Here is a 26534-nt window from a genome sequence, read left to right on the forward strand (position 1 = left end):
GGCGCCGGAAAGTCCTCACGAGGGCCTTCCGGCGCCGGTGCGTGCGCCCGGGGCGGGGTGCCCGTCGTCGTCCACAGCCCCGGCGACCGCGGGCGGGGCGACGTACCCTGGACACCCCCCGGCCCGCCGCGCGCGTCGGGTCTGTCGTGTTGCACATCCCCGGAAGGGATTCCGCCCCGCATGAGCCTGCACGGTCTGCTCGACGCCGTCGTCAAGGACACCGCCCTCGCGGAAGCGGTCTCGGCCGCCGCCGACGGCAACCGCATGCACGTCGACCTCGTCGGCCCGCCGGCGGCCCGTCCCTTCGCGGTCGCCGCCCTCGCCCGGGACGCGGGCCGCCCCGTGCTCGCCGTGACGGCCACGGGACGTGAGGCGGAGGACCTGGCGGCCGCCCTGCGCTCGCTGCTCCCGCCCCAGGGGGTCGTGGAGTACCCCGCGTGGGAGACGCTGCCGCACGAGCGGCTCAGCCCCCGCAGTGACACCGTCGGCCGTCGCCTCGCCGTGCTGCGGCGCCTGGCCCACCCCCGCCCGGACGACCCCGAGACCGGCCCGGTCTCCGTGGTCGTCGCCCCCGTGCGCTCCGTCCTCCAGCCGCAGGTCAAGGGCCTGGGCGACCTGGAGCCGGTCGCCCTGCGCACCGGGCAGACCGCCGACCTGGACGACGTCGTCGACGCCCTCGCCGCCGCCGCGTACGCGCGCGTGGAGCTGGTCGAGAAGCGCGGCGAGTTCGCGGTGCGCGGCGGCATCCTCGACGTGTTCCCGCCCACCGAGGAGCACCCCCTCCGGGTGGAGTTCTGGGGCGACGACGTCGAGGAGATCCGCTACTTCAAGGTCGCCGACCAGCGGTCCCTGGAGGTCGCCGAGCACGGCCTGTGGGCGCCGCCCTGCCGTGAGCTGCTGCTCACCGACGAGGTGCGCGAGCGGGCACGGGTCCTCGCCGAGGACCACCCGGAGCTGGGCGAACTGCTCGGCAAGATCGCCGAGGGCATCGCGGTGGAGGGCATGGAGTCCCTCGCCCCGGTCCTCGTCGACGACATGGAGCTGCTGCTGGACGTGCTGCCCGAGGGCGCCATGACCGTCGTCTGCGACCCGGAGCGGGTGCGCACGCGCGCCTCCGACCTGGTCGCCACCTCCCAGGAGTTCCTCCAGGCGTCCTGGGCGGCCACGGCCGGCGGGGGCGAGGCTCCCATCGACGTCGGCGCGGCCTCCCTGTGGTCCCTCGCCGACGTCCGGGGCCGGGCCCGCGAGCTGGACATGATGTGGTGGACGGTGTCGCCGTTCGCCGCCGACGAGGAGCTGACGGAGACATTCGCCGCTGACGCGGCGGGCGACACCCTCAAGCTCGGCATGCACGCCCCCGAGACCTACCGCGGCGACACCGCGCGGGCGCTCGCCGACACCAAGGGCTGGCTCGCCGACGGCTGGCGCGCGGTCTACGTCACCGAGGGGCACGGGCCGGCGTCCCGCACCGTCGAGGTGCTCGGCGGCGAGGGCATCGCCGCCCGCCTGGACGACGACCTGGGCGAGCTGACCCCGTCCGTCGTGCACGTCTCCTGCGGCTGCCTCGACCACGGCTTCGTCGACCCGGCGCTCAAACTGGCCGTGCTCACCGAGACCGACCTCACCGGCCAGAAGGCGTCCGGCCGCGAGGGCGCCCGGATGCCCGCCCGGCGCCGCAAGACGATCGACCCGCTCACCCTGGAGTCGGGCGACTACATCGTCCACGAGCAGCACGGCGTCGGCCGGTACATCGAGATGGTGCAGCGCACCGTGCAGGGCGCCACCCGCGAGTACCTGGTCGTGGAGTACGCGCCCGCCAAGCGCGGCCAGCCCGGCGACCGGCTCTACATCCCCACCGACCAGCTCGAGCAGATCACCAAGTACGTCGGCGGCGAGGCGCCCACCCTGCACCGGCTCGGCGGCGCCGACTGGACCAAGACCAAGGCGCGCGCCAAGAAGGCCGTCAAGGAGATCGCCGCCGACCTGATCAAGCTGTACAGCGCGCGGATGGCGGCGCCCGGGCACGCCTTCGGCCCCGACACACCCTGGCAGCGCGAGCTGGAGGACGCCTTCCCGTACACGGAGACGCCCGACCAGCTCACCACCATCGCCGAGGTCAAGGAGGACATGGAGAAGACGGTCCCCATGGACCGGCTGATCTGCGGCGACGTCGGCTACGGCAAGACCGAGATCGCGGTGCGGGCGGCGTTCAAGGCCGTCCAGGACGGCAAGCAGGTCGCTGTGCTGGTGCCGACCACGCTGCTGGTGCAGCAGCACTTCGGGACGTTCAGCGAGCGGTACGCGCAGTTCCCGGTGACCGTGCGCGCCCTGTCCCGGTTCCAGACCGACACCGAGGCCAAGGCGGTCCTGGAGGGCCTGAGGGACGGCACGGTGGACGTCGTCATCGGCACCCACCGGCTGTTCTCCTCCGAGACGAAGTTCAAGGACCTGGGGCTGGTCATCGTCGACGAGGAGCAGCGGTTCGGCGTCGAGCACAAGGAGCAGCTGAAGAAGCTGCGCGCCAACGTCGACGTGCTGACCATGTCCGCCACGCCCATCCCGCGCACCCTGGAGATGGCGGTCACCGGCATCCGCGAGATGTCGACGATCACCACCCCGCCGGAGGAGCGCCACCCGGTGCTCACCTTCGTCGGCCCCTACGACCAGCGGCAGATCGGCGCCGCCATCCGCCGTGAGCTGCTGCGCGAGGGCCAGGTCTTCTACATCCACAACCGCGTCGAGTCCATCGACCGGGCGGCGGCCCGGCTGCGCGAGATCGTGCCCGAGGCGCGCATCGCCACGGCCCACGGCCAGATGTCGGAGCAGGCGCTGGAGCAGGTCGTCGTCGACTTCTGGGAGAAGAAGTTCGACGTGCTGGTGTCGACGACGATTGTCGAGTCCGGCATCGACATCTCCAACGCCAACACCCTGATCGTCGAGCGCGGCGACAACTTCGGCCTCAGCCAGCTGCACCAGCTGCGCGGCCGGGTCGGCCGCGGCCGTGAGCGCGGGTACGCGTACTTCCTGTACCCGCCGGAGAAGCCGCTGACGGAGACCGCGCACGAGCGGCTCGCGACCATCGCCCAGCACACCGAGATGGGCGCCGGCATGTACGTGGCGATGAAGGACCTGGAGATCCGCGGCGCGGGCAACCTGCTCGGCGGCGAGCAGTCCGGGCACATCGCGGGCGTCGGCTTCGACCTGTACGTCCGCATGGTGGGCGAGGCGGTCGCGGACTACCGCCGCCAGCTGGAGACCGGCGAGGCCCAGGAGGAGCCGCCGCTCGAGGTGAAGATCGAGCTGCCGGTCGACGCGCACGTCCCGCACGACTACGCGCCCGGCGAGCGGCTGCGCCTCCAGGCGTACCGCGCGATCGCCTCCGCCAACAGCGAGGAGGACGTCAAGGCCGTCCGCGAGGAACTGGCCGACCGCTACGGCAAGCTGCCGGAGCCGGTGGAGAACCTGCTGCTGGTGGCGGGCCTGAGGATGCTCGCGCGGGCGTGCGGCGTCGGCGAGATCGTGCTGCAGGGCACCAGCATCCGGTTCGCGCCGGTGGAGCTGCGCGAGTCGCAGGAGCTGCGGCTCAAGCGGCTCTACCCGGGCTCGGTGATCAAGGCGACGTCCCACCAGGTGCTGGTGCCGCGCCCGAAGACCGCGAAGGTCGGCGGCAAGCCGCTGGTCGGGCGGGACCTGCTCGGGTGGGTCGGGGAGTTCCTCACCTCGGTGCTGGGGTCCTGAGGCGGCCGGCCCGGCGGACGGCGGGGCCGTCCGCGGCGCGCGAGACGCGTCGCGGACGGCCCTGATGCGTACAGGGGCCCTACGGCCGGTCGGGGCGGTCGCGGTCCATGCCGAGGCGGCGTTCCGCCTGCTGCTGCCCGGTGTCGATGTGCTGCTCGTGCTTGCCGCCGGTCCTCTCGTTCAGCTTCTTCTCCGCGGCGTCCGAGGCCTTGTGCGCCTTCTCGCGCGCCGCCTTGCTGCCCTTGAACTTGTCGAGGATGCCCATGCGGAACTCCTTCCGAAATGGCTCGAATCCGACCATACGCGCGGATCGGACGGAGTGCCCACGGGGGTGGCGGACGGTCTGGACCGCTCGCTCGTTACGGTGAGTTCCGGGATCGGACCGCCCCTGCCGGGGCAGGGGTACAGCAGACCGAGGGAGGGGGCGCGGTGACGAGAGATCCGGGACGGGGCGTCAGGGTGCGGCGTGCGGGAGGGGCCGCGGCCGTCGCGGTGGTCCTCCTCGCGGGATGCGAGTCCATACCGGAGGCGGACGTCCCCGCCGTCGGGAGCAGCGGAGCGGCGACGCCCGACGGGAAGGCGGTGAGCCCGCTGGACAACCCCGACGGCACCCGCCCCGGCCTCGCCCCCGTGCGCGACGCCCGGGACCGCGCCGAGGCCGCCGCCCTCATCGACAAGGTCGCCACCAAGGGCCGCGGCCCCAGGACCGGCTACGACCGCGACGAGTACGGCTACGCGTGGATGGACACGGCGGACGGAGTGCCGCTGGCCCGGAACGGCTGCGACACGCGGAACGACATCCTCCGGCGCGACGGCCGGGAACTGCGCTTCCGCTCCGGCTCCGACTGCGTCGTCGTCTCCCTGACACTGGCCGACCCCTACACCGGCAGGACCATCGAGTGGCGCAAGCAGCAGGCCGCCGAGGTGCAGATCGACCACGTCGTGCCGCTCTCCTACAGCTGGCAGATGGGCGCCTCCCGCTGGTCCGAGGCCAAGCGCCGGCAACTGGCCAACGACCCGCTCAACCTGATGCCGGTCGACGGCGGCGCCAACTCCGCCAAGAGCGACTCCGGGCCGGCCTCCTGGCTGCCGCCCAGCAGGGCCGTCCGCTGCGCCTACGCCGTCCGCTTCGCCCAGGTCGCGGTGAAGTACGAGATGCCGGTGACGTCGGCCGACAAGCGCGCGATGGCCGCGCAGTGCGGCGGCTGAGCGCGCCGGCGGCCACCGTCCCCGGATCCTCCCGTGCGCGGCGGGCGTTGGCCGCGCGCCGCCGCTGACCCCGCGCGGGCCGTCGCGCCGGGGCGACACCGGCGGCCGGAGCCGTCCCCCTGTTGCGGAGGCCGTACGCTCTGTGACGCTGCGCACTGATGAGCGTATGAACGGGAGAGCACGCACATGATCGACCGCGGGGACGCCGCTTCCGGATTCCCGGACGCGGACAGGGCGGGCGCGGACGACGAAGGGGACGGGCGGTCCGACGGCCGCCTGACGGCCGCGGTACGCGACAGCGGGGACCCCGCGGCGATCGAGGAGCTGTACCGGCGTCACTTCCGTGCCGTCCTGGTCTACGCCCGCGTGTGCTCCCGCGATCCGCACACCGCCGAGGATCTCGCCTCGGAGGCGTTCACCCGCACCGTCCGGGCGGTTCGTGACGGCAAGGGCCCCACCACCGCATGGCGCCCTTACCTGCTGTCCGTGGTCCGGCACACCGCGGCCGCCTGGGCCGAGCAGTCCCGCCGCGTCGATCTCGCGCCGGAGTTCGGGCAGTGGCTGGACGCGGAGGGCCGTGGAGGAGCGGGCCCGGCCGGGGAGGGCCGGACCGCCGACGGCGAGGAACAGGTGGTCCGGGCGGAGGAGGGCGGTCTGGTCGCCGCCGCCTTCCGGTCCCTGCCCGAGCGGTGGCGCGCGGTGCTCTGGCACCACGTGGTGGAGGAGGAGCCCGCGGCCAGGGTGGGCGCCCTGCTGGGCCTCACGCCCAGCGGGGTCACCTCGCTGGCGGCCCGGGCCCGCGAGGGCCTGCGGGAGGCCTATCTCGCCGCCCATGCCCGCCAGGGCGCGGCCGACGAGGAGTGCCGCGGGTGCAGCGACCGTCTCGCCGCCGTGGCGCGCGCCTCCCGTCCGCCGCGGGACCGGCGCCTGGAGCGCCACCTGGAGCGGTGCCGGCGGTGCCGACGGGCCGCCCGCGAGCTGGCCGACCTCAACCAGCGGCTGCGCACGGTGCTGCCCGCGGCCGTGCTGCTGTTCGGCGGCCCGGCGTACCTGGAGGCGCGTGCCGCCGCCGCGGCCGTGGCGTCCGGGCAGGCCGGTGCGGGCGCGGCGTCCTCGCACGCCGGCGCCGGGGGAGCGGCGGGGGCCAAGGCCGCGGTGCTCGCCGTCGGCGCGGCCGCGGTGATCTTCGGGGGATGGGCGCTGTGGCCCGGCGGCGGGGAGCCGCAGGACCGTCCCGGCGCGGCGGGCGGGCCGCCGTCCGCCGCGCGGAGCGCCGTTCCGGCGCCGTCCGCATTGTCCACCGGTACGCCGAGCCCGTCCCCGTCCCCGTCCTCGTCCCCGTCCGGGTCGAGCTCGCCCTCGTCCCCGTCGGGCCCGTCCCCGTCCGCCGGGAGCCCGTCCCCGTCCGACGCCGGCTCCCGCCCGGCGGCGCCCGCCCTCGGGGGGCCGAGCACGCTGCGCTTCGTGTCGACGGGCGCGTGCATGGAGATACCGGGCGGCTCGCGGGCGGCCGGGGTCCGGCCGGTGGGGGCCGACTGCGACGGCGGCCCGGAGGAGCGCTGGGTGCTGCTGGAGCCCTACCCGGGGGACCGGGCGCGCACCCAGGTCCGCAACGAGGCGACAGGACTGTGCCTGGCGCGTTCGGGGGGAACCGAGGACCACGCCCCCGTCCGCCAGCAGGCCTGCGACGCCACGAGCGGCGTCCAGCTGTGGAACCTGTGGGCCGACGGCGGGAGGGGCGAGGCGGCCCTGCGCGACGCCGAGGGCACCCGGTACCTCGGCCTCGTCGAGTGGGCCCGGGCGGACCAGGGCCAGGAGCACGGCACGGCGACCGGCACCACGCGGTACTACTACGGCTCCGCCTCCCTGCGGTTCCTCTTCGAGCCCGGATTCCTCGGAGAGTAAAGAGGAGGCAAAGTCGCGGGACGGGTCGCGGACGGCTCCCTCCTTCCCCTCGGAAGCGTGCTCACACGCTCATCCCACGTCCGAAGGAAAAAGGGAACATGAAGAAGTCCACCCTGGGCCGGGCCTGCCTGGCCGGCGGCATCACCGCACTCGCGCTCGGCCTCGTCCCCTCCGCGGCGCACGCCGACGACGCGCCGGTGGAGCGCAAGACCCTGCCCGTCCTCGTGGAGTTCACCGACAGCTCCTTCCAGCACCCGGACAAGGTGGCGGAAGGCACCCCGGACACCTACTTCGGCGACCGCAAGGACTCGCTCGCCTCGTACTTCTCGGAGCTCTCGCGCGGCCGGTACACCCTGGTGCCCGCGGTCGACGAGCAGTACATCGGCCCCGTCGAGCTGCCGATGAGCGCCGCCGGCTGCGACAACGGCCGGATCAACGAGCTGACCCGCGAGGCCCTGGCCGAAAAGGGGCTGACGATGGGTGAGGACTACGAGAGCCTGTCGATGGTCTTCCCGGCGCAGAAGACCGGCTGCGCCTGGGCCGGCCTCGCCACCGTCCCCGGTCCCTACACGTGGATCAACCTCTACGGCACCGCGAGCGGACTCGGCGTGCTCGGACACGAGTTCGGGCACAACATGGGCTGGGGCCACCAGACCCGCTCCATGTGCACCGACGGCGACCTGGTCGACTGCGAGGTGAACGGCACCAGCGCCAAGTCGCTGATGGGCGGCGGAGGTCCCGGGGCGGGCGTCTCCGCGCCCGAGCTGATCCGCGCCGGATGGCTCACGGACGGCGAGGCCGTGAAGGTGACGGGGTCCGGCACCTTCACGCTGCGGTCGCTGCACGGCGAGGGCAGCGGCGTCCGCGCCCTGGACATCCCCATGGGCGAGGACCGCCTGGTCGTCGAGTACCGGCACGCGGCGGGCTCCTTCGACGACCGGATAGAAGGGGTGCACGCCTACCGGGTGCCCGAGGGCGACTACGGATCCTCCACGCTCATCGACCTCACCGAGGCCAACAAGACGGTCGGCAACGACGCCCCGGCCGACGCCGACGCGGTCACCGCGCTGAAGGACACGGCCAGCAAGGTCTCCGTCGCCGTGGTGTCCTCCGGCGACGGCCAGGCGAAGGTGCGGGTGTCGCTCGACGGCGAGGACCTCAGCACCGTCGTGGACGCCCCGGAGCCGAGCGCGGAGCCCGACCCGGCCCACACCGGTTCGGACACCAACGCGGGCGACGCCCCGCTGGACGGCACGCAGCCGCAAGGGGGCGCCGAGGAGCCGGCGGCCGACGCCGACGCCGGAGCCGGCGCCGCCGACGAGAACCTCGCCGCAACGGGCGGCAGCTCCGCCACCCTGCCGGTGGCCCTCGGCGGTGCCGCCCTCGTGGCGGCCGGCGTGACCGGCCTCTTCCTGCTGCGCCGCCGCAGGAACGCCTGACACCGGGGCGCGCACCCGGCACCGGCCCCGCCCGTGCGCCGAGCAGGTCCCTCCCGGGAAGGGCCTCCCGGCAAGCGGGCGCGCCGCTGCCGGGGCGCGGCAGGGAGTGAGGAACCGGTCGTCAGGGGACCGGACACTCCCTGCCGCGACTCCCTGATCCCACGATCAGGACACGTCCAGGCGCAGGAACGCCTCCGGCCGGCCCGACCGGCTGCCGGAGGCAGGACGGCCGGTGAGCCCGCCCTCCGCCCTCCGGCGGACACGGACGGCACGGGCCGACCGGCGTACGCGCGCGGACGGGCGGCCGGCCGCCCGTCCGGCCGCGCTGACGATGCGCACCGCCGGCCACCGCGAGGCCGGCAGCCACGCGTCCACCGCCCCCGGCTCGGCGTCCGCCGCCCCCGGCTCCCGCGTCCCGCACCGGACGAACAGCGGCGCTACGGCGGGCGGTTGCCCGCCCTCGACCCGTTCGTCCCCGACCGACGCCCCGGCCGGAGCCCGCGGGTCCGCCCGGACACCGCCCCGGCCCGCCCTCCGCGCCCCCGCGCGGGGGGAGTTCGCGCCGGTGCCCGGCGTGCTCCGGTACGACAACGGTTCGGTACATCACGGGAACGGTTGTGGCCGCGGACCTATACGCTCGGAGTCTCCACCGGAGTCCACACATCGGCTACACCCGTCCAGGAGCAGCATGTACGGCCACGGCGCGCCGCCCACACCCAGCACGGGATCGGTCATCACGCAGCGCGTGCTGTACGCGGCCTCCGGGGTGCTGTGCTGCGGCATGCTGGCCTCCGTGCCGCTGTTCCGGATCGCGGTGCGGCGCGGGCGGGTCTTCGACTGGATAGCGGCCTGGGCGAGCATTCCGCTGATCATCGTCTGCGTCGTCCTGATCGGCTCCGTCCCGGAGGAGGACTGGCGGAGCGACGCGGGCCTCGGCGTCCTCCTCCTCCTGGGCGCCTGCGCCTCCGCCCACTACCTGATCGTGGACATCCGGCTGCCGCGCCGGCCGGGTCCCTACGGCGGCCCGGTGCCGCCGTCGCCGCACGCCACCACGGTGCACGCCCCCTACGGCTACCCGCAGCCGGCCTCGCCGTACGCGTCCACGGCCGTGCCGCAGCCGCCGCACACCCCCCTCGCCGGCCCCGTGCCGCCCGCCGCCGTGCCGGCCGTCCCCGTGCCTCCCGCCCCCGTGCCCCCGCAGGCGCAGCCGCCGCAGCGGCCCGCGCCCGCCCGGATCGACCAGGTGCGCGCCGAGCTCGACGAGCTGAGCGACTACCTGCGCCGGCAGGACGGACAGCAGCGGCGGCCGGGCGACCACGAAGGCGGACGGTGAGCGTGACGGCGGGACGAGTCGTCGCCGGCCGCTACGAACTGTCCACGCTCATCGGCCAGGGCGGCATGGGACAGGTCTGGACGGCCTACGACAAGCGGCTGGACCGGCGCGTGGCCGTGAAGCTGCTGCGCCCCGACAAGGTGGCCGGCCAGGAGGCCGACGAACTGCGCCGCCGCTTCGTGCGCGAGTGCCGGGTGACCGCCCAGGTCGACCACCCCGGCCTGGTCACCGTGCACGACGCGGGCAGCGAGGGCGAGGAACTGTTCCTCGTCATGCAGTACGTCGACGGCGCCGACCTCGGCGACCACCTCGCCGAGCACGACCCCTACCCGTGGCAGTGGGCGGTCGCGGTCGCCGCGCAGCTGTGCGCGGTGCTCAGCGCCGTGCACGCGGTGCCGATCGTGCACCGCGACCTCAAGCCGCGCAACGTGATGGTGAGGCAGGACGGCACGCTCACCGTGCTGGACCTCGGCGTCGCCTCCGTGATGGACGCCGACACCACCCGCCTGACGCACACCGGCACCCCCATCGGCTCGCCCGCCTACATGGCGCCCGAGCAGGCGATGGGCGGCGCGGTCGGCCCGTACACGGACCTGTACGCGCTCGGCGTGCTGATGCACGAACTGCTCAGCGGGGACGTGCCGTTCTCCGGTTCCACGGCGCTCGGGGTGCTGCACCGGCACCTGTACGAGCCGCCGGTGCCGGTGCGCCGGCTGCGCCCCGAGGTGCCCGAGGCACTGGAGGCCCTGGTGCTGCGGCTGCTCGCCAAGGACCCGCAGCACCGCCCGGACTCCGCGCAGGAGGTCTACGAACACCTGTCGCTGCTGCTGCCCGCCCGGGGCACGCCCACCGGCGCCCCGCTGGACCCGACCCGGCCCTTCCTGCGCCCGCACGCCCCCTGGCCGGACCGGGCCAGGACGCCGGCGCCGCAGCCCGCGCCCGCCGCGCCGCCCGCGCCGGCTGCGGAGAAGGCCGACGTGGCCGCCGCCGTCGACGAGGTGAAGCGGCTGCTCGGCGAGGGCCGCATCACCCAGGCCGTCGACATCCTCGGCTCCATCCTCCCGGTCGCCGCCGAGCAGCACGGCGAGCACTCCCCGGTCGTGCGCACCCTGCGCAAGCAGTACGCGGCCACGCTGCTCGACGACGGGCAGTACCGGCGGGCCCTGCCCGAGCTGCGCCGCCTCGCCGACGAGCGCGCGGCCGAGGCGGGACAGGCCGACCCGCAGTCGCTGCGCCACCGCTACGAGGCCGCCCAGTGCCTGGAGCAGCTCGGCGACCCGGTGGCCGCCCTCGCCGAGTACCGGGCGCTGCTGCCGTACTACGAGAACCGGTACGTGGCCGCCGGGGACATGCAGCAGGCCCACGACGTGCGCCGCCGCATCGGCCACCTGCTGCTCGCCCTCGGGGACCGCCCCGCCGCGCACGACACGCTGGCGCGGCTGCTGCACGACGTGGAGCGCGTCCAGGGGCCGGGTCACCCGCTCGCCGCGGACATCCGGCGGACCCTCCAGTGGCTGGGACAGGTGCGCGGCTAGCGCGGCCGGACCCGGCGAAGGGGAGACGGCGGGCGCGGCGGTGCCCGAAGTCGCCGTGAATCGTTGGTCGAATGGGTTGGCCAGAGCTTGGCCGATGCCTACCATCGATCACCGCAAGACTTTGTGCACCGCCGCACAAGCTCTCCTCAGGAGGTTTCCTTGCACCGCCGCCGTCGCACCGCGTTCCTCCTCACCGCCGCGATCGCCGCGGCGGCGCCCCTGCTCACCGCCTGCGGAAACGACGCGCACCCCGGTGCGGCGGCCGTGGTCGGCGGGGAGCGGATCACCGTGTCGCAACTGGAGAACCGCGTCGACGAGGTGCGGTCCGCCCAGCGGGCCGCCGTCCCGGACGAGGCGCAGTACCAGCAGGCCATCGCGCGCACCGGCGGCCTGACCCGCGACACCCTGCACAGCATGGTGCTGGACAAGGTGCTGGAGCGCGCCGCGCGCGACGCCGGGGTGACCGTCTCGGACCGCGAGGTGCAGCGGACGCGGGCCGAGTTCGAGCAGCAGGCCGGCGGCGCGAAGGCGCTGGAGGCCGCCTGGCTCCAGCAGTACGGCGTCCCGCCGCAGCGCCTCGACGAGAACCTCCGCGTCCAGGTGACGGCGCAGAAGCTCGCCCAGAAGCTCGGCACCGACACCAGCCGTCCCGAGTTCTGGAAGGCGCTGTCCGACGCGAGCGAGGAGCTCGGGGTCGACCTCAACCCGCGCTACGGCGAGTGGGACGCGGAGAAGAGCAGCCGGGTGGACGCGAAGACGCCGTGGGTGAAGGACGTCACCGCCGCGGACGGGCCGCCGCTGGGCCTGTGACGTGGGCTAGTTTCGAAGGGTGAACGCAACCAGCCCCGCACCGACCCCCGAGGCCGCCGCCGGCCGTGTCGTCCTGCTCACCACCAGCCACCGGGTCGCGCCCGGACTGCTGTCCTGGCCCGCCTGGCAGATCCTGCACGCGGCCGACCGGGTGCTGTGCGCGGACGGCGCCCATCCGCAGCTGCCGTACCTGCGGGAGGCGGGGATATCCGTCGAGGAGGCCGCGCCCACCGCCGAGGAGGTCGTCGACGCCTGCGCCGGCGGACGCACCGTGGTCGTCGTCGCGACCGGCGAGGGCGAGCCCGCGCTCACCGACGGACTGGCGCGGCTGGCCGGCGGCGGGCGGGTGCGGATGCCCGAGCTGGAGCTGCTGCCCGCCTCCTACGACCTGCCGGGCGCCCGCCTGCTCGACCTGGTGCAGGTCATGGACCGCATCCGTGCGGAGTGCCCCTGGTCCTCCCGGCAGACCCACAAGGGCCTCGCCAAGTACGGCATCGAGGAGGCGTACGAGCTCGTCGAGGCCATCGAGGACGGCGACCGGGAGGAACTGCGCGAGGAGCTGGGGGACGTGCTGCTCCAGGTCGTCTTCCACGCGCGGATCGCCGAGGAGCACCCGGACGAGCCGTTCTCCGTCGACGACGTGGCGGGCGGCATCGTCGCCAAGCTCGTCCACCGGCATCCGCACGTCTTCGGGGAGGAGACGGCGCGGACGCCGGAGGAGGTCAAGGCGCACTGGATGCGGACGAAGGCGGAGGAGAAGCGGCGGGAGTCCGTCACGGACGGGGTGCCGGTGGGGCAGCCGGCCCTCGCCCTCGCCGCCAAGCTGGCGGGCCGGGCCCGCGGGGCGGGCCTCTCCGTTCCTCTTCCCTCCGCGGAAGGGATCGGGTACGAGCTGCTGGCGCTGGCGGCGCGGGCGGAGGCGGAGGGTGTGGACGCGGAGGCGGCCCTCCGGGCCGCCGCCCGGGCCTACCGGGATGCGATCCGCGCCGCGGAGAAGGTCACGGGCGTCTGACCTCCCCGTCTCGGGGGCTTTGCCCCCGGACCCCATGCGCGCGGTTCCCCGCGCTCCTGTAGGCGTACTGGTCCCCAGTCCTTCAAGAGGAGAGCCCGAGCCCTCGCGGACGCGCGGGGGCAGCGTCCCTCCAGGGGCGCGGGGAACTGCGCGAACCACCCCCACGCACCCGTACCTGCCCTGCGCGCCGGCCACCCCGTCCCCGCTGCCGCCGCCGCGGGCCCCCGTTAGGGTCGCCCCATGCGCGACCAGTCACCCCCCACCCCCCAGGGCCCCGCCCCCGACCTGTTCACCTGGGAATTCGCAGCCGACCCCTACCCCGCCTACGCCTGGCTGCGCGAGCACGCCCCCGTGCGCAGGACCCGGCTGCCCAGCGGCGTCGAGGCCTGGCTGGTCACGCGGTACGCCGACGCCCGGCAGACCCTCGCCGACAACCGGCTGTCCAAGAACCCCGCGCACCACGACGAGCCCGCCCACGCCAAGGGCAAGACCGGCATCCCGGGCGAGCGGCAGGCCGACCTCATGACGCACCTGCTGAACATCGACCCGCCGGACCACACCCGTCTGCGCCGGCTGGTCAGCAAGGCGTTCACCCCGCGCCGGGTCGCGGAGTTCGCGCCCCGCGTGCAGGAGCTCACCGACGGCCTCATCGACCGCTTCGCGGCGGCCGGCTCCGCCGACCTGATCCACGAGTTCGCCTTCCCGCTCCCCATCTACGCCATCTGCGACCTGCTCGGCGTCCCGCGCGAGGACCAGGACGACTTCCGGGACTGGGCGGGCATGATGATCCGCCACGGCGGCGGCCCGCGCGGCGGGGTGGCCCGGTCGGTGAAGAAGATGCGCGGCTACCTCGCCGAGCTGATCCACCGCAAGCGCGAGGCGCTGCCCGCCGAGCCCGTCCCCGGCGAGGACCTCATCTCGGGTCTGATCCGCGCCTCCGACCACGGGGAGCACCTCACCGAGAACGAGGCCGCCGCGATGGCGTTCATCCTTCTCTTCGCCGGCTTCGAGACCACCGTCAACCTCATCGGCAACGGCACCTACGCCCTGCTCACCCACCCCGGGCAGCGGGAGCGCCTGCAACGGGCGCTGGCCGAGGGGGACCGCGGGCTGCTGGAGACCGGGGTGGAGGAACTGCTGCGCTACGACGGGCCGGTGGAGCTGGCGACGTGGCGGTTCGCCACCGAGCCGGTGGTCATCGGCGGGCAGCGTGTCGAGGCCGGCGACCCGGTCCTCGTCGTGCTGGCCGCGGCCGACCGGGACCCGGAGCGGTTCGCCGACCCGGACACCCTGGACCTGGGCCGCCGCGACAACCAGCACCTGGGGTACGGGCACGGCATCCACTACTGCCTGGGCGCCCCCCTCGCGCGCCTGGAGGGGCAGACCGCGCTGGCCACCCTGCTGACCCGGCTGCCGGACCTCAGGCTCGCCGTGGAGCCGGCCGAGCTGCGGTGGCGCGGCGGCCTCATCATGCGGGGACTCCGCACGCTTCCGGTGGAATTCTCTCCTCCGCGTCCAGCACGGACCTGACGAGGGGACTGACCTTCCTGTCCGGTTCCTGCGGGTTACGCGCGGAAACCTGAGACATGCTCAACTCTGTGATCTCCATGTGATCTGCACGGCATGAACTTGTGACAAGTGATCGTCTGCCTATACGTTCACCCATCAAGTACGGCGCGCCGCAAGGTTTTGCTCACCGTGCCGGTCCTCGTCGCCGAGTGAAAGGCTTCCGCATGCTCTCCGGGAACGGCCGACACCGTCGCCCTCGCCAGGCTCCGGCTCTTCTCGTCGCGGCCGGGGTGACCGGCTCCGCCATCGCGATCCCTCTGCTCGGGGCGGGCGGTGCCAGTGCGGCGGACGGCGAGACCTGGGACCGGGTCGCGGAGTGCGAGAGCGGCGGATCCTGGAGCCAGAACACCGGCAACGGCTACTACGGCGGCCTCCAGCTGACCCAGGACGACTGGGAGGCCTACGGCGGCCTGGAGTTCGCGCCCAGCGCCGACCAGGCCAGCCGCAACCAGCAGATCACCGTCGCCGAGAGGCTCCTCGCCGACCAGGGGGTCGGCAAGTGGCGCGCCTGCGGCCTGCTCACGGGCCTGAACCAGGACACGGCGTCCCCGAACGTCGACCCGGGCGTGGCCGACGACGCGACCCCGGACGACTCCCGGACCGCCGGCACCGCCACTCCGTCCGGTTCGCCGGAACCGGGTGATGCGTCCGCTTCTCCCTCTCCGTCCGCCACGCCCGGTTCGTCCGACGAGGAGAAGGGGGAGGAGGGTGACGCGAACGACAAGGCCTCCCCGTCCGCCCCCGCCGCCTCCGGGCGTGAGGAGTCGGACAAGTCGGGGCAGAGCACCGGTTCTTCGGAGGTCACCGAGTCCGAGTCCGCCGGCGCGGGCCGCCACCGCGGCCCCAGCGCCCAGGAGGACGAGCGCGCCGACGTCGCGGCCTCGTCGGCCGGCCGGCACGCCTCGCGCTCCGCCGGCACGCCGGCCGAGGCCGCCGACGACCGTTACACCGTGCAGGCCGGGGACAGTCTGGTGTCCATCGCCGACTCCCTTGCCCTCACCGGCGGATGGACGGCGCTCTACGTCGAGAACCAGCAGGTCATCGGCGACGACCCGAACCTGATCCTGCCAGGTCAGCGGCTTCTCTTGGACGCGGAGACCGGCGAGTAGCGGGCGCGGGCGGCGCCCGAAGGCGCCTCCGCGCGGCGGCAGTTGACGGAGCGATTCGGGCTGAATGTCCGTAATAAGGGCTGTGAGAGATAGGTCTCAGAAGACCTGATCATCTTTGAAATTCCGTCGGGCCCGTGCTTACGGTCGTGACCGCTCGCCATCGCGGGCCCCGGCCGCCGCCACGCCGAATCCTGCCAGCGGCAGCACGGGAACAGTCGTCGCGTCATGCGCCGTAGGCAGGAGCGGGGGACCCAGGTAGGCGCCGGACCCGGACGGTTCACGTCCGGTACGGCTCGGGGTGAAGCCGCGTCCCGGGAGGGACGTGGCCGGGCAACTCAACCGGCCCGAACCCGACAGCTCACCTCGTAGGCGTCGGTGAGGGGATCCATCCATGCTGTTTTCCGGCAAGGGCAAGCACCGTCGTCCGTCCAAGGCCACTCGCGCCATCGCCATCGCCGGTGTCACCGGCGCCGCCGTCGCCGGTCCGCTGATGGCGGCCGGCAACGCCTCCGCCGCCACCGCGTCCGAGTGGGACGCCGTCGCCCAGTGCGAGTCCGGCGGCAACTGGTCCATCAACACCGGCAACGGCTACTACGGCGGTCTGCAGTTCTCCGCCTCCACCTGGGCCGGGTACGGCGGCACCAAGTACGCGGCCACCGCCGACCAGGCCACCAAGGCCCAGCAGATCGAGATCGCCGAGAAGGTCCTCGCGGGCCAGGGCAAGGGCGCCTGGCCGGTCTGCGGCACCGGCCTGTCCAACGCCGCCTACAACGGCTCCTCCGCCGAGGGCTCCTCCCAGGGGTCCGGCGCCACGGAGTCCCGCGAGAGCGAGCAGAAGGCCTCCCGCTCCGCCGAGCGCCCGGCCGCCCCGGCCGAGCAGAAGGCCGAGCAGAAGACCGTCACCACCCCGACCGGCGAGAAGGTCGAGAAGGGCGACGGCGAGTACAAGGTCGTCAAGGGCGACACCCTCAGCTCGATCGCCGCGGAGCGCGACGTCAAGGGCGGCTGGGCGAAGCTGTTCGAGCTGAACGACGACATCCTCGACGACGCCGACCTCATCTACCCGGGCCAGCAGCTGCACCTGAAGTAAGGCCGGCCGCACGGTCCCTCCCCCCGTTCCCACGGGCCACCCGCCCCGGTGCGTTTCTTCCCCGTACGCACCGGGGCGGGGTCATGTCCGGACGCTTTCCGGTCACGGTTTCCCGAACCTGCTTTGTTCCGTTCGGAAACAATTTACTCTCGGTTCTGTCCATGAGGCGGGCGGCCGGATGGCCGATCGCCCGGAGCCGGTTAGGCTCGGACTCGCAGGGCCCCCGCGGCCCCGCTCACCCGCGTCACATCCCAAGAAGGAGATGCTCGTGCCGTCCATCGACGTCGTCGTAGCCCGGGAAATCCTGGACTCCCGAGGCAACCCCACGGTCGAGGTCGAGGTCGGCCTCGACGACGGCAGCACGGGTCGTGCCGCCGTCCCGTCCGGCGCCTCCACCGGCGCCTTCGAGGCCGTCGAACTCCGTGACGGCGACGCCGGCCGTTACCTCGGCAAGGGCGTCGAGAAGGCCGTACTGGCCGTCATCGAGCAGATCGGCCCGGAGCTCGTCGGCTACGACGCCACCGAGCAGCGCCTGATCGACCAGGCGATGTTCGACCTGGACGCCACCGACAACAAGGGCTCGCTCGGCGCCAACGCCATCCTCGGCGTCTCGCTCGCCGTCGCGCACGCCGCCTCCGAGGCCAGCGACCTGCCGCTGTTCCGCTACCTGGGCGGCCCGAACGCGCACCTGCTGCCGGTGCCGATGATGAACATCCTGAACGGCGGCTCGCACGCCGACTCCAACGTGGACATCCAGGAGTTCATGATCGCCCCGATCGGCGCGGAGTCCTTCTCCGAGGCGCTGCGCTGGGGCGCCGAGGTCTACCACACCCTCAAGAAGGTGCTGAAGGGCAAGGGCCTGGCCACCGGCCTCGGCGACGAGGGCGGCTTCGCCCCGAACCTCGGCTCCAACCGCGAGGCACTCGACCTCATCCTCGAGGCCATCCAGGAAGCCGGCTACACCCCCGGCGAGCAGATCGCCCTGGCCCTGGACGTGGCCGCCTCCGAGTTCTACAAGGACGGCGTCTACAGCTTCGAGGGCAAGGAGCGCTCGGCCGCCGAGATGACCGAGTACTACGCGGAGCTCGTCGACGCGTACCCGCTCGTGTCCATCGAGGACCCGCTGTTCGAGGACGACTGGGAGGGCTGGAAGACCATCACCGCCAAGCTCGGCGACAAGGTCCAGCTCGTCGGTGACGACCTGTTCGTCACCAACCCGGAGCGCCTGGCCCGCGGCATCGAGGAGGGCGCCGCCAACGCCCTGCTGGTGAAGGTCAACCAGATCGGCTCGCTCACCGAGACCCTGGACGCCGTCGAGCTGGCCCAGCGCAACGGCTTCAAGTGCATGATGTCCCACCGCTCCGGCGAGACCGAGGACGTCACCATCGCCGACCTCGCCGTCGCCACCAACTGCGGCCAGATCAAGACCGGCGCCCCGGCCCGCTCCGAGCGCGTCGCCAAGTACAACCAGCTGCTGCGCATCGAGGAGATCCTCGACGACGCCGCGGTGTACGCCGGCCGCAGCGCGTTCCCCCGCTTCAAGGGCTGACCCCGCCCTCCGCAGGAGGCGTCGTACGTACGTCCCCGTACCCGGTCCCGTACCGTGTGCGGGGACGTACGCGCGTAGGAGACCGAACGAGAGGCGGGAACATGGCGGTCAAGGACCGGGACCGTTTCTCCACCGCGACCAGGATCCGGCTGATCGGTGAGCAGACCGCGGCCCGGGTCTACCGCTCGCAGACCAAGCGGCAGGCCCGCCGCTCCCGGCTGACCGGCCGCGCGGCCCTGCTCGTCCTGGTCGTCTGCTCCCTGGTCGTGGCCCTCGCCTACCCGATGCGGCAGTACGTCTCCCAGCGCGCGGAGATCGCCGACCTGCAGAAGGAGCAGGACGAGACCCGCCGGCGGGTCGAACGGCTGCGCGACCTCAAGGCCCGCTGGCAGGACGACGCCTACGCCGAGCAGGAGATCCGCAGGCGCCTGCACTACGTCATGCCGGGGGAGACCGGCTACATCGTCGTCGACCCGGCCGGCGCCGGAACCACGCGCGGCGACCTCCGGGCCGCCGACCGCCCCTGGTACGCCAACGTCTGGGACGGCGTCGACAAGGCCGACGCCGCCGACCAGTGACCCGACGGAACACCGCAGAAAGACACGTATGGACACCCCTCCGCCCACGACGCCGCGCACCGAGCCCACCGCCGCGGACGTCGAGGCCTTCAAGCAGCAGCTCGGCAGGCCCCCGCGCGGGCTGCGCGCCATCGCGCACCGCTGTCCCTGCGGGCAGCCGGACGTCGTGGAGACCGCACCGCGGCTGCCCGACGGCACGCCCTTCCCGACGCTGTACTACCTGACGTGCCCGCGGGCGAACTCCGCGATCGGCACGCTGGAGGCGAACGGCGTGATGAAGGAGATGACCGAGCGGCTGGCCGCCGACCCGGAGCTCGCGGCCGCCTACCGCGCGGCGCACGAGGACTACGTCCGGCGCCGCGACGAGATCGAGGAGCTGAGGAACTTCCCCAGCGCGGGCGGCATGCCGGACCGGGTGAAGTGCCTGCACGTGCTGGTCGCCCACTCGCTCGCGGCCGGCCCCGGCGTGAACCCGCTGGGCGACGAGGCGCTGGCGATGCTGCCGGAGTGGTGGAGCAAGGGGCCGTGCGTGACGCCGGCGGAGGAGACGGGGGAGGGCCGGTGACCCGGGTCGCCGCGATCGACTGCGGGACGAACTCCATCCGGCTGCTGGTGGCCGACGTCGACCCGGTGACGGGCGAACTCACCGACCTGGACCGGCGGATGACGATCGTGCGGCTCGGCCAGGGCGTCGACCGCACCGGCCGGCTGGCGCCGGAGGCGCTGGAGCGGACCTTCGCCGCCTGCCGCGAGTACGCGGAGGCCATCGAGAAGCACGGCGCGCGGAAGCTGCGCTTCGTCGCCACCTCGGCCTCCCGCGACGCCGAGAACCGCGACGTGTTCGTGCGCGGGGTGGTGGACATCCTGGGCGTGGAGCCCGAGGTGATCACCGGCGACCAGGAGGCGGAGCTCTCCTTCACCGGCGCCACCAGGGAGCTGACCGGCCGGGACGGCCTGCACCGGCCGTTCCTGGTGGTGGACATCGGCGGCGGCTCCACCGAGTTCGTCGTCGGCGACGACCACGTGCGCGCCGCCCGCTCCGTGGACGTCGGCTGCGTCCGGATGACCGAGCGCCACCTGGTGCGGGACGGGGCCGTGACGGACCCGCCCACCGAGGAGCAGATCGCCGCGATGCGCGCCGACATCGAGGCCGCCCTGGACCGGGCGGAGGAGGCGGTGCCGCTGCGCGAGGCACGGACGCTGGTGGGCCTCGCCGGATCCGTCACCACCGTGTCGGCGATCGCCCAGGACCTGCCCGAGTACGACTCGGCGGCCATCCACCACTCCCGCGTCTCCCGCGACCGGGTCCGCGAGATCACCGGGTGGCTGCTGCGTTCCACCCACGCCGAACGGGCGGCGGTGCCGTCGATGCACCCGGGGCGGGTCGACGTGATCGGCGCCGGGGCCCTGGTGCTCCTGGCGGTCATGGAGCGGACGGGCGCGGAGGAGGTCGTGGTGTCGGAGCACGACATCCTCGACGGGATCGCTCACAGCTGCGCCGCCGAGGCGCGCTGAGGGGCGCTGCCGGACGGGGCCGGCACCGGGCGGGGCGTCGCAGCGTGCGGCAGACGTCCCGCCGGCCGTCCGCCTCGGCCGCGAGCGCGGCGGTTCACCGCCGCCTGGTCCGCGGCCCGACCCTTTTGTTACCGGTGAGTAGCCCTCCGCTGAGCAGTCGGGATGGCGTTTGAGCGGTGCTCCGGAGGGTCTTCGGGCCCTTCGGGGCGGACCTCTGCGGGAAAGTTCGTGAAGTTCTTCACAAGGATTTGGCCCCACGAGGGCGAAGAAGTGGGTCCGATTGACCCGTTCGGGCGCTCAACACCCCTTTGAACACGTTCAGAAGGGAGTCGGAGAGGGTCTGCGCGCACCGGTCGCACCGACCGCCCGGTCGGCCTCACAGTCCGTCCGAGACGACAGAGAGGCAGCTCACGCGGCATTGACAACGCGTCACCCGCGGCACCGGTTCCCGATCCGCACTGTGATCTGGATCAAGAAATGCGGGATGGTAACACAGGCCCTGTCAAAGCTTGTGAAGGGGCGCACGAGGTACCCCTCTGAGGCGGGTGGATACTCGATGCCATGAGCACCACGGAGCGTCCCAGGATCCTCGTAGTAGGCGGTGGGTACGTAGGCCTGTACGCAGCTCGGCGCATCCAGAAGAAGATGCGTTACGGCGAGGCGACCGTCACCGTCGTCGACCCGCGGTCGTACATGACCTACCAGCCCTTCCTCCCCGAAGCCGCCGCCGGCAGCATCTCCCCGCGGCACGTCGTCGTCCCGTTGCGGCGCGTGCTTCCCAAGGCGGAGGTCCTCACCGGCCGGGTCACCACCATCGACCAGGACCGCAAGGTCGCCACGATCGCCCCGCTGGTGGGCGAGGCGTACGAGCTGCCCTTCGACTACCTGGTGATCGCGCTGGGCGCGGTCTCCCGCACCTTCCCGATCCCCGGTCTCGCGGAGCAGGGCATCGGCATGAAGGGCGTCGAGGAGGCCATCGGCCTGCGCAACCACGTCCTCGAGCAGCTCGACAAGGCCGACTCCACCACGGACGAGGAGATCCGGCGCAAGGCGCTCACCTTCGTCTTCGTGGGCGGCGGCTTCGCCGGCGCGGAGACCATCGGTGAGGTCGAGGACATGGCCCGGGACGCGGCCAAGTACTACAAGACGGTGTCCCGCGAGGACATGCGCTTCATCCTCGTCGACGCCGCCGACAAGATCCTCCCCGAGGTCGGCCCCAAGCTCGGCGCGTACGGCAAGGAGCACCTCGAGAGCCGCGGCGTCGAGGTCTACCTGTCCACCTCCATGGACTCCTGCGTCGACGGCCACGTGGTGCTGAAGAACGGCCTCGAGGTCGACGCCGGCACCATCGTGTGGACCGCGGGCGTCAAGCCCAACCCGGCGCTGGCCCGCTTCGGCCTGCCGCTCGGTCCGCGCGGCCACGTCGACACCGAGCCGACGCTCCAGGTCAAGGGCACCGACTACATCTGGGCCGCGGGCGACAACGCCCAGGTGCCGGACCTCGTGGGCCGCAAGGCCGGCAACGAGAACGCCTGGTGCCCGCCGAACGCCCAGCACGCGCTGCGCCAGGCCAAGGTCCTCGGCGACAACGTGATCTCCGGCATGCGGGGCTTCCCGCAGAAGGAGTACAGCCACGCCAACAAGGGCGCGGTCGCGGGCCTCGGCCTGCACAAGGGCGTGGCGATGATCGTCATGGGCAAGTTCAAGATCAAGCTCAAGGGCCGGCTCGCCTGGTACATGCACCGTGGCTACCACGGTCTGGCCATGCCGACCTGGAACCGCAAGATCCGGGTCTTCGCCGACTGGACCCTCGGCATGTTCCTCAAGCGCGAGGTCGTGTCCCTGGGCGCGATCGAGTCCCCGCGCGAGGAGTTCTACGAGGCCGCCAAGCCGGCCCCGGCGCCCGCCGCGCAGGAGCCGAAGAAGACCGAGGCCAAGGCCTCCTGACCCGAGGCCAAGGCCTCCTGACCCGAGGTCAGCCGTAGGCAGGCCACTGTCGAAGGGGCCGCCCGCCATCCGTGGTGCGGGCGGTCCCTTCGGCGTGTCCGGGGGTGGCTCCCCGCGGGTCGCGTTCCCTCGCTCCGCCGGAAGACGACGCGCGCCGGGGACCGTCACGGCCGCGCCCAGGCCTTGTCGCGGTGACGGCATTCCGGGATCCGGTCACGGAGGTGCACACCATGGCAGACGCCGCCCCGCGGCCGAAGACGCCCTCGAACGGTTGACCGGCGCACTCCTCCCCGTGCGCCTCCGTACCCGGGACGGCGCGGAAGCCGGCCCCCGGACGCCCCCCGTCCCGGTCGTGCGCGACCGCCGCGCCCCGCGCCGCCGGGTGGCCGGCCTGGAGTCCGAGCGGGCCCGCGCGGCGGCCCTCGCCGGGCCGGGACGGGCCCGCGTCCGGCAGCTCCGCACGGCCGCCCCCGCGCTCGCCTCCGGACGCGACCGCACCGGCGTCGCCCGGGCCGTCGCCGTGCGGGCCTCCGGGCCCGGCTCCTCCGGGCTCCCGCTGCGCAGCCGCACCCGGAACCGGCCCGGCACACGAGGACGGGTCCCGCTCCACCCGGAGCGGGACCCGTCCTCGTGCCGGGACGTCCCGGTTACTCGGCCTTGATCGCCTGCAGCATGTTCAGCCGGGCCGCGCGCCGCGCCGGCCACAGCGCGGCCAGCACCCCGACCACCGCCGCCAGCAGCAGGAAGACGCCCATCCGGCCCCACGGCACGATCAGCTCGTACGTGTCCATCCGGGAGGCGACCAGCTCGCCGGCCGCCCAGCCGAAGAACACGCCCAGGCCGATGCCGAGCACGGCGCCGAACAGCGAGATCACCATCGACTCCAGCCGGACCATGCGCTTCACGCCCCGGCGGTCCAGGCCGACCGCCCGCAGCATGCCGATCTCCTGGGACCGCTCGAACACCGACATCGCCAGGGTGTTGACGACGCCGAGCACCGCCACGACCACCGCCATCGCCAGCAGCCCGTACACCATGTTCAGCACCACGGTGAACATCTGGCCGACCTCGTCGGACAGGTCCTTCCGGTCCTGGACCGCGATGCCCGGGTTGCTGCCGAGGGCCTTCTCCAGCGAGTCCTTGACCGCGTCGGACGCGCCGTCGGCCGTCTTCACCAGGACCTGCATGTCGTCCGGTTCCGGGTCGTGCGGGGCGAGGACCGCGGTGTCGAGCAGGACGCCGCGGACCATGTCGTTGGACTCGTAGACGCCGGCGAGCGTCAGCCGCTCCTTGCCGCCGTCCTCGAAGGCCACCGTGAAGGCCGAGCCGGTCCTCCAGCCGTAGTACGCCGCGGTCTCCCGGTCCGCGACGACCCGGGCGCCGCCGATCTCGAACGTGCCGTCGTGGACCGGCAGCCGCAGCAGGTCGCCGATGGTGGAGCCGTCGACGCCGGTGACGTACTCGGTCTCGCCGTCGACGCGGGTGACCGCGCCCCGCATCGGGCTGGTGGCGACCACGCCCTCGGTGCTCTTCAGCGTCTTCTCGACGTCCGGGGACAGCGAGTTGTAGTTCACCATCGAGACCGTGTAGTCGGCCTTGACCGCGTCGGCCGCCATCTTGTCGATGGCCTGCTGCAGACTGCCCGCCGCCACGGTCATGCCGGTGATCAGCGTGAGCCCGATCATCAGGGCGGACGCGGTGGCGGCGGTGCGCCGCGGGTTGCGCACCGAGTTCTGCCGGGCCAGCTTGCCGGCCACCCCGAACAGACGCAGCACCGGCGAGGCGGCGGCGGTCAGCGGACGGGACAGCAGCGGGGTCAGCACGAACACGCCGATGATCAGCAGCACCGCGCCCAGACCCATCGGCGCCTGGCCTTCGGTGCCGTCCATCGTGGTGGCCGCGAGGACCACCGCGATCCCGGCCGCCGAGAACAGCGCGCCCACGGTGTTGCGCAGCACCAGCGACTTGGTGGTCGCCTGTGCGTGCACCGCGCTCATCGCCGCCACCGGCGGGATCTTCGCGGCGCGCCGGCCCGGCAGCCACGCGGCGAGCACGGTGACGACGATGCCGACGGCGAACGCGGCGGCGACGGTGCCGGGGCTGACGACCAGCGGGCCGTCGGGCACGGGCGCGTCGAGGGCGCCCATCAGGGAGCGCAGCCCGACGCCGATGCCGACGCCGGCGAGCAGACCGGTGGCGGCCGCGACGGTGCCGACCACGAGCGCCTCGACCAGCACCGACCGGGTGACCTGGCGGCGGGAGGCGCCGACGGCCCGCAGCAGCGCCAGCTCCTTGGTGCGCTGGGCGACCAGCATGGTGAAGGTGTTGGCGATGATGAACGTGCCGACGAACAGCGAGATCCCGGCGAAGACCAGCAGGCCCTGCTTCAGGCCGTCCATCTGCGCGGCGATGGACCGCGCCTGGTCGTCGGCCAGCTTCTCGCCGGTCGTCATCTCCACGACGTCGTCCGGCAGCGCCTTCTCCAGTTGGGCCATCAGCGCGGCGTCGCCGACCCCCGGCTTCGCCGTCACGGCGATCTCGTCGAAGACGCCCGGCTCGCCGAGCAGCTTCTGCGCGGTCGCCGTGTCGAACAGGGTGAGGCTGCCGCCGGCCGCGACGAAGCCGTCGTCGGTGGTGAAGACACCGGTGATCACCGGCTCCAGGACCGGGCCGTCGACCGACATGCGCACGCTGTCGCCGACCTCGTAGCCGGCCCGCCGCGCGGTCTCGGAGTCGATGAGGATCTCGCCCTCGCCCTTCGGGGCACGCCCCTCGGCCAGCGGGTAGCGGGGGTCGTCGTCGCCCCAGTAGTTGCCGCCCTGCGACTGGAAGCCGCCGCCGATCAGCTTGCCGTCCTTGTCGGCGATCGCGGTGAAGCCGGAGACGACGCCGACGGCCCGCTCGGCGCCGGGTACGGCGGCGGCGTCGTCGACCAGGTCGCGGGTGAGGCGGTGCGACTCGCCGACCCGGTCGCCCTCGGCCCTCTCCCAGGAGGCCGTGACGGCGACGTCGACGTGGTCGAAGCCCTTGGCGGACTGCTTCTGCAGGGCGGCGGAGAGGGTGTTGGTGAAGACCAGGGTCCCCGAGACGAAGGCCACGCCGAGCATCACGGCGAGCACGGTCATCAGGAGCCGGGCCTTGTGCGCGAGGACGTTGCGCAAGGCGGTACGGAACATGGGTGTCTTCTCGGTCCAGACGTACGTGAAGAGGGGGGCGAGCGGGACGGGCGGGGGAGGGCGGGCCCGGGTCAGCTGGTGCGGCCCTTGGCGTCGAACCGCTTCATGCGGTCCAGCACCGAGTCGGCCGTCGGGCCGTGCAGCTCGTCGACGATCCGGCCGTCCGCGAGGAAGACCACCCGGTCCGCGTAGGCGGCGGCGACGGGGTCGTGGGTCACCATCACCACCGTCTGGCCGAGTTCGCGCACGGAGTTGCGCAGGAAGCCGAGCACCTCGGCGCCGGAGCGGGAGTCGAGGTTGCCGGTCGGCTCGTCACCGAAGACGATGTCGGGCCGGGAGGCAAGCGCCCGTGCCACCGCGACCCGCTGCTGCTGGCCGCCGGAGAGCTGGGCGGGCCGGTGGCTCAGCCGGTCGGACAGGCCGACCATCCGGATCACCGTGTCGAGCCACTCCTTGTCGGGCTTGCGGCCGGCGATGTCCATGGGAAGCGTGATGTTCTCCAGGGCGTTCAGCGTCGGCAGCAGGTTGAACGCCTGGAAGATGAAGCCGATCTTGTCCCGGCGCAGCCGGGTGAGCTGCTTGTCCTTCAGCGCGCCCAGCTCGGTGTCGCCGATGCGCACGGAGCCGGAGGTGAAGGTGTCGAGCCCGGCGACGCAGTGCATCAGCGTGGACTTGCCGGAGCCCGAGGGGCCCATGATCGCGGTGAACTCGGCCTGCCGGAAGTCGACGGAGACCCGGTCCAGGGCGACCACCCGGGTCTCGCCCTGGCCGTAGATCTTCGACAGCTCCGTGGCGCGTGCGGCCACGGCGGTGGTCCGGTCGGCGAGGGGGGCGGTGGTCACGGGCGGGCTCCTGTCGGGACGGCGTGTTCTCGGGGACGTGACCATCGTTCCGCGGCTCTGCCGCCGTGTAGTCAGCCGCTGCTCCGGTTCCCGGGGGCGACTCGGGACGGAGCGCCGGCCCCGGGGTCATACCTGGGGATGACGGGGGACCCCGACCGGGGTCGGGCCCGTAACGGGT

General features: G+C 73.3%; 20 protein-coding genes and 1 riboswitch. Of the genes, 17 read left to right on the forward strand and 3 right to left on the reverse strand.

Going from position 1 to position 26534, the window contains the following annotated elements:
• Positions 1 to 180: 180 nt before the first annotated feature.
• Entirely contained in the window at positions 181 to 3738 is a 3558-nt protein-coding gene (gene mfd, locus C1708_RS19320; protein ID WP_106413854.1) for a transcription-repair coupling factor, read from the forward strand.
• Between the two features lie 79 nt (positions 3739 to 3817).
• Here the strand turns inward: mfd and C1708_RS19325 are convergent, their stop codons facing one another.
• Positions 3818 to 4003 carry an antitoxin gene (locus tag C1708_RS19325; protein ID WP_106413855.1) on the reverse strand — a complete coding sequence of 62 codons (186 nt, stop codon included), beginning with the start codon at positions 4001 to 4003 and terminating at the stop codon, positions 3818 to 3820.
• 164 nt (positions 4004 to 4167) lie between these two features.
• Here C1708_RS19325 and C1708_RS19330 point away from each other — a divergent pair, with 164 nt between their 5' ends.
• The 16 genes from C1708_RS19330 to C1708_RS19410 all read left to right on the forward strand — a co-directional run bounded on the left by C1708_RS19330 (position 4168) and on the right by C1708_RS19410 (position 22999).
• Complete coding sequence (locus tag C1708_RS19330; RefSeq protein WP_502696073.1) at positions 4168 to 4947, forward strand: HNH endonuclease family protein; 780 nt, start codon at positions 4168 to 4170, stop codon at positions 4945 to 4947.
• Positions 4948 to 5133: 186 nt separating this feature from the next.
• Positions 5134 to 6852, forward strand: coding sequence for a sigma-70 family RNA polymerase sigma factor (locus C1708_RS19335; protein WP_106413857.1), 1719 nt, complete (start codon positions 5134 to 5136; stop codon positions 6850 to 6852).
• A 98-nt stretch (positions 6853 to 6950) separates the two neighbouring features.
• Positions 6951 to 8291: an LPXTG cell wall anchor domain-containing protein gene (locus tag C1708_RS19340; RefSeq protein ID WP_106413858.1), complete on the forward strand. Its 1341-nt coding sequence runs from the start codon at positions 6951 to 6953 to the stop codon at positions 8289 to 8291.
• 688 nt (positions 8292 to 8979) lie between these two features.
• Complete coding sequence (locus C1708_RS19350; RefSeq protein ID WP_106413860.1) at positions 8980 to 9624, forward strand: hypothetical protein; 645 nt, start codon at positions 8980 to 8982, stop codon at positions 9622 to 9624.
• Between the two features lie 38 nt (positions 9625 to 9662).
• The gene (locus tag C1708_RS19355; protein WP_274543374.1) at positions 9663 to 11159 is read left to right on the forward strand and encodes a serine/threonine-protein kinase; all 1497 of its coding nucleotides are present in this window, start codon (positions 9663 to 9665) and stop codon (positions 11157 to 11159) included.
• Between the two features lie 159 nt (positions 11160 to 11318).
• Positions 11319 to 11969: a SurA N-terminal domain-containing protein gene (locus C1708_RS19360; RefSeq protein ID WP_106413862.1), complete on the forward strand. Its 651-nt coding sequence runs from the start codon at positions 11319 to 11321 to the stop codon at positions 11967 to 11969.
• Between the two features lie 19 nt (positions 11970 to 11988).
• The gene (locus C1708_RS19365) at positions 11989 to 12981 is read left to right on the forward strand and encodes a nucleoside triphosphate pyrophosphohydrolase (protein WP_106413863.1); all 993 of its coding nucleotides are present in this window, start codon (positions 11989 to 11991) and stop codon (positions 12979 to 12981) included.
• Between the two features lie 240 nt (positions 12982 to 13221).
• Positions 13222 to 14511 (forward strand): cytochrome P450 family protein, encoded by a 1290-nt coding sequence (locus C1708_RS19370; protein ID WP_106413864.1) that lies wholly within the window; start codon positions 13222 to 13224, stop codon positions 14509 to 14511.
• A 203-nt stretch (positions 14512 to 14714) separates the two neighbouring features.
• Entirely contained in the window at positions 14715 to 15659 is a 945-nt protein-coding gene (locus C1708_RS19375) for a transglycosylase family protein (RefSeq protein ID WP_106413865.1), read from the forward strand.
• Positions 15660 to 15877: 218 nt separating this feature from the next.
• A riboswitch (cyclic di-AMP (ydaO/yuaA leader) is annotated at positions 15878 to 16046 on the forward strand.
• 4 nt (positions 16047 to 16050) lie between these two features.
• Entirely contained in the window at positions 16051 to 16749 is a 699-nt protein-coding gene (locus C1708_RS19380) for a LysM peptidoglycan-binding domain-containing protein (RefSeq protein ID WP_106413866.1), read from the forward strand.
• Positions 16750 to 17017: 268 nt separating this feature from the next.
• A complete protein-coding gene (gene eno / locus C1708_RS19385) occupies positions 17018 to 18298 on the forward strand; it encodes a phosphopyruvate hydratase (protein ID WP_106416375.1) in 1281 nt (426 codons plus the stop codon).
• Positions 18299 to 18399: 101 nt separating this feature from the next.
• Positions 18400 to 18876, forward strand: coding sequence for an FtsB family cell division protein (locus C1708_RS19390; protein ID WP_106413867.1), 477 nt, complete (start codon positions 18400 to 18402; stop codon positions 18874 to 18876).
• 28 nt (positions 18877 to 18904) lie between these two features.
• Positions 18905 to 19441 (forward strand): DUF501 domain-containing protein, encoded by a 537-nt coding sequence (locus tag C1708_RS19395; RefSeq protein ID WP_106413868.1) that lies wholly within the window; start codon positions 18905 to 18907, stop codon positions 19439 to 19441.
• Positions 19438 to 20391 carry a Ppx/GppA phosphatase family protein gene (locus C1708_RS19400; protein WP_106413869.1) on the forward strand — a complete coding sequence of 318 codons (954 nt, stop codon included), beginning with the start codon at positions 19438 to 19440 and terminating at the stop codon, positions 20389 to 20391. The genes C1708_RS19395 and C1708_RS19400 overlap by 4 nt, the downstream gene beginning before the upstream one ends.
• A 561-nt stretch (positions 20392 to 20952) precedes the next feature.
• Positions 20953 to 22338 carry an NAD(P)/FAD-dependent oxidoreductase gene (locus C1708_RS19405; RefSeq protein WP_106413870.1) on the forward strand — a complete coding sequence of 462 codons (1386 nt, stop codon included), beginning with the start codon at positions 20953 to 20955 and terminating at the stop codon, positions 22336 to 22338.
• Positions 22339 to 22690: 352 nt separating this feature from the next.
• Positions 22691 to 22999 (forward strand): hypothetical protein, encoded by a 309-nt coding sequence (locus C1708_RS19410; RefSeq protein WP_133169077.1) that lies wholly within the window; start codon positions 22691 to 22693, stop codon positions 22997 to 22999.
• Here C1708_RS19410 and C1708_RS19415 read toward each other — a convergent pair.
• Entirely contained in the window at positions 22986 to 25514 is a 2529-nt protein-coding gene (locus tag C1708_RS19415) for an ABC transporter permease (protein WP_106413872.1), read from the reverse strand. The two genes, C1708_RS19410 and C1708_RS19415, sit on opposite strands and share 14 nt — an antisense overlap.
• Before the next feature lie 71 nt (positions 25515 to 25585).
• Positions 25586 to 26356, reverse strand: a complete 771-nt coding sequence (locus tag C1708_RS19420; protein WP_106413873.1) for an ABC transporter ATP-binding protein — start codon at positions 26354 to 26356, stop codon at positions 25586 to 25588.
• Positions 26357 to 26534 lie beyond the last annotated feature (178 nt).

The sequence above is a fragment of the Streptomyces sp. DH-12 genome (genome assembly GCF_002899455.1).
In the GTDB taxonomy this organism is placed as follows: domain Bacteria; phylum Actinomycetota; class Actinomycetes; order Streptomycetales; family Streptomycetaceae; genus Streptomyces.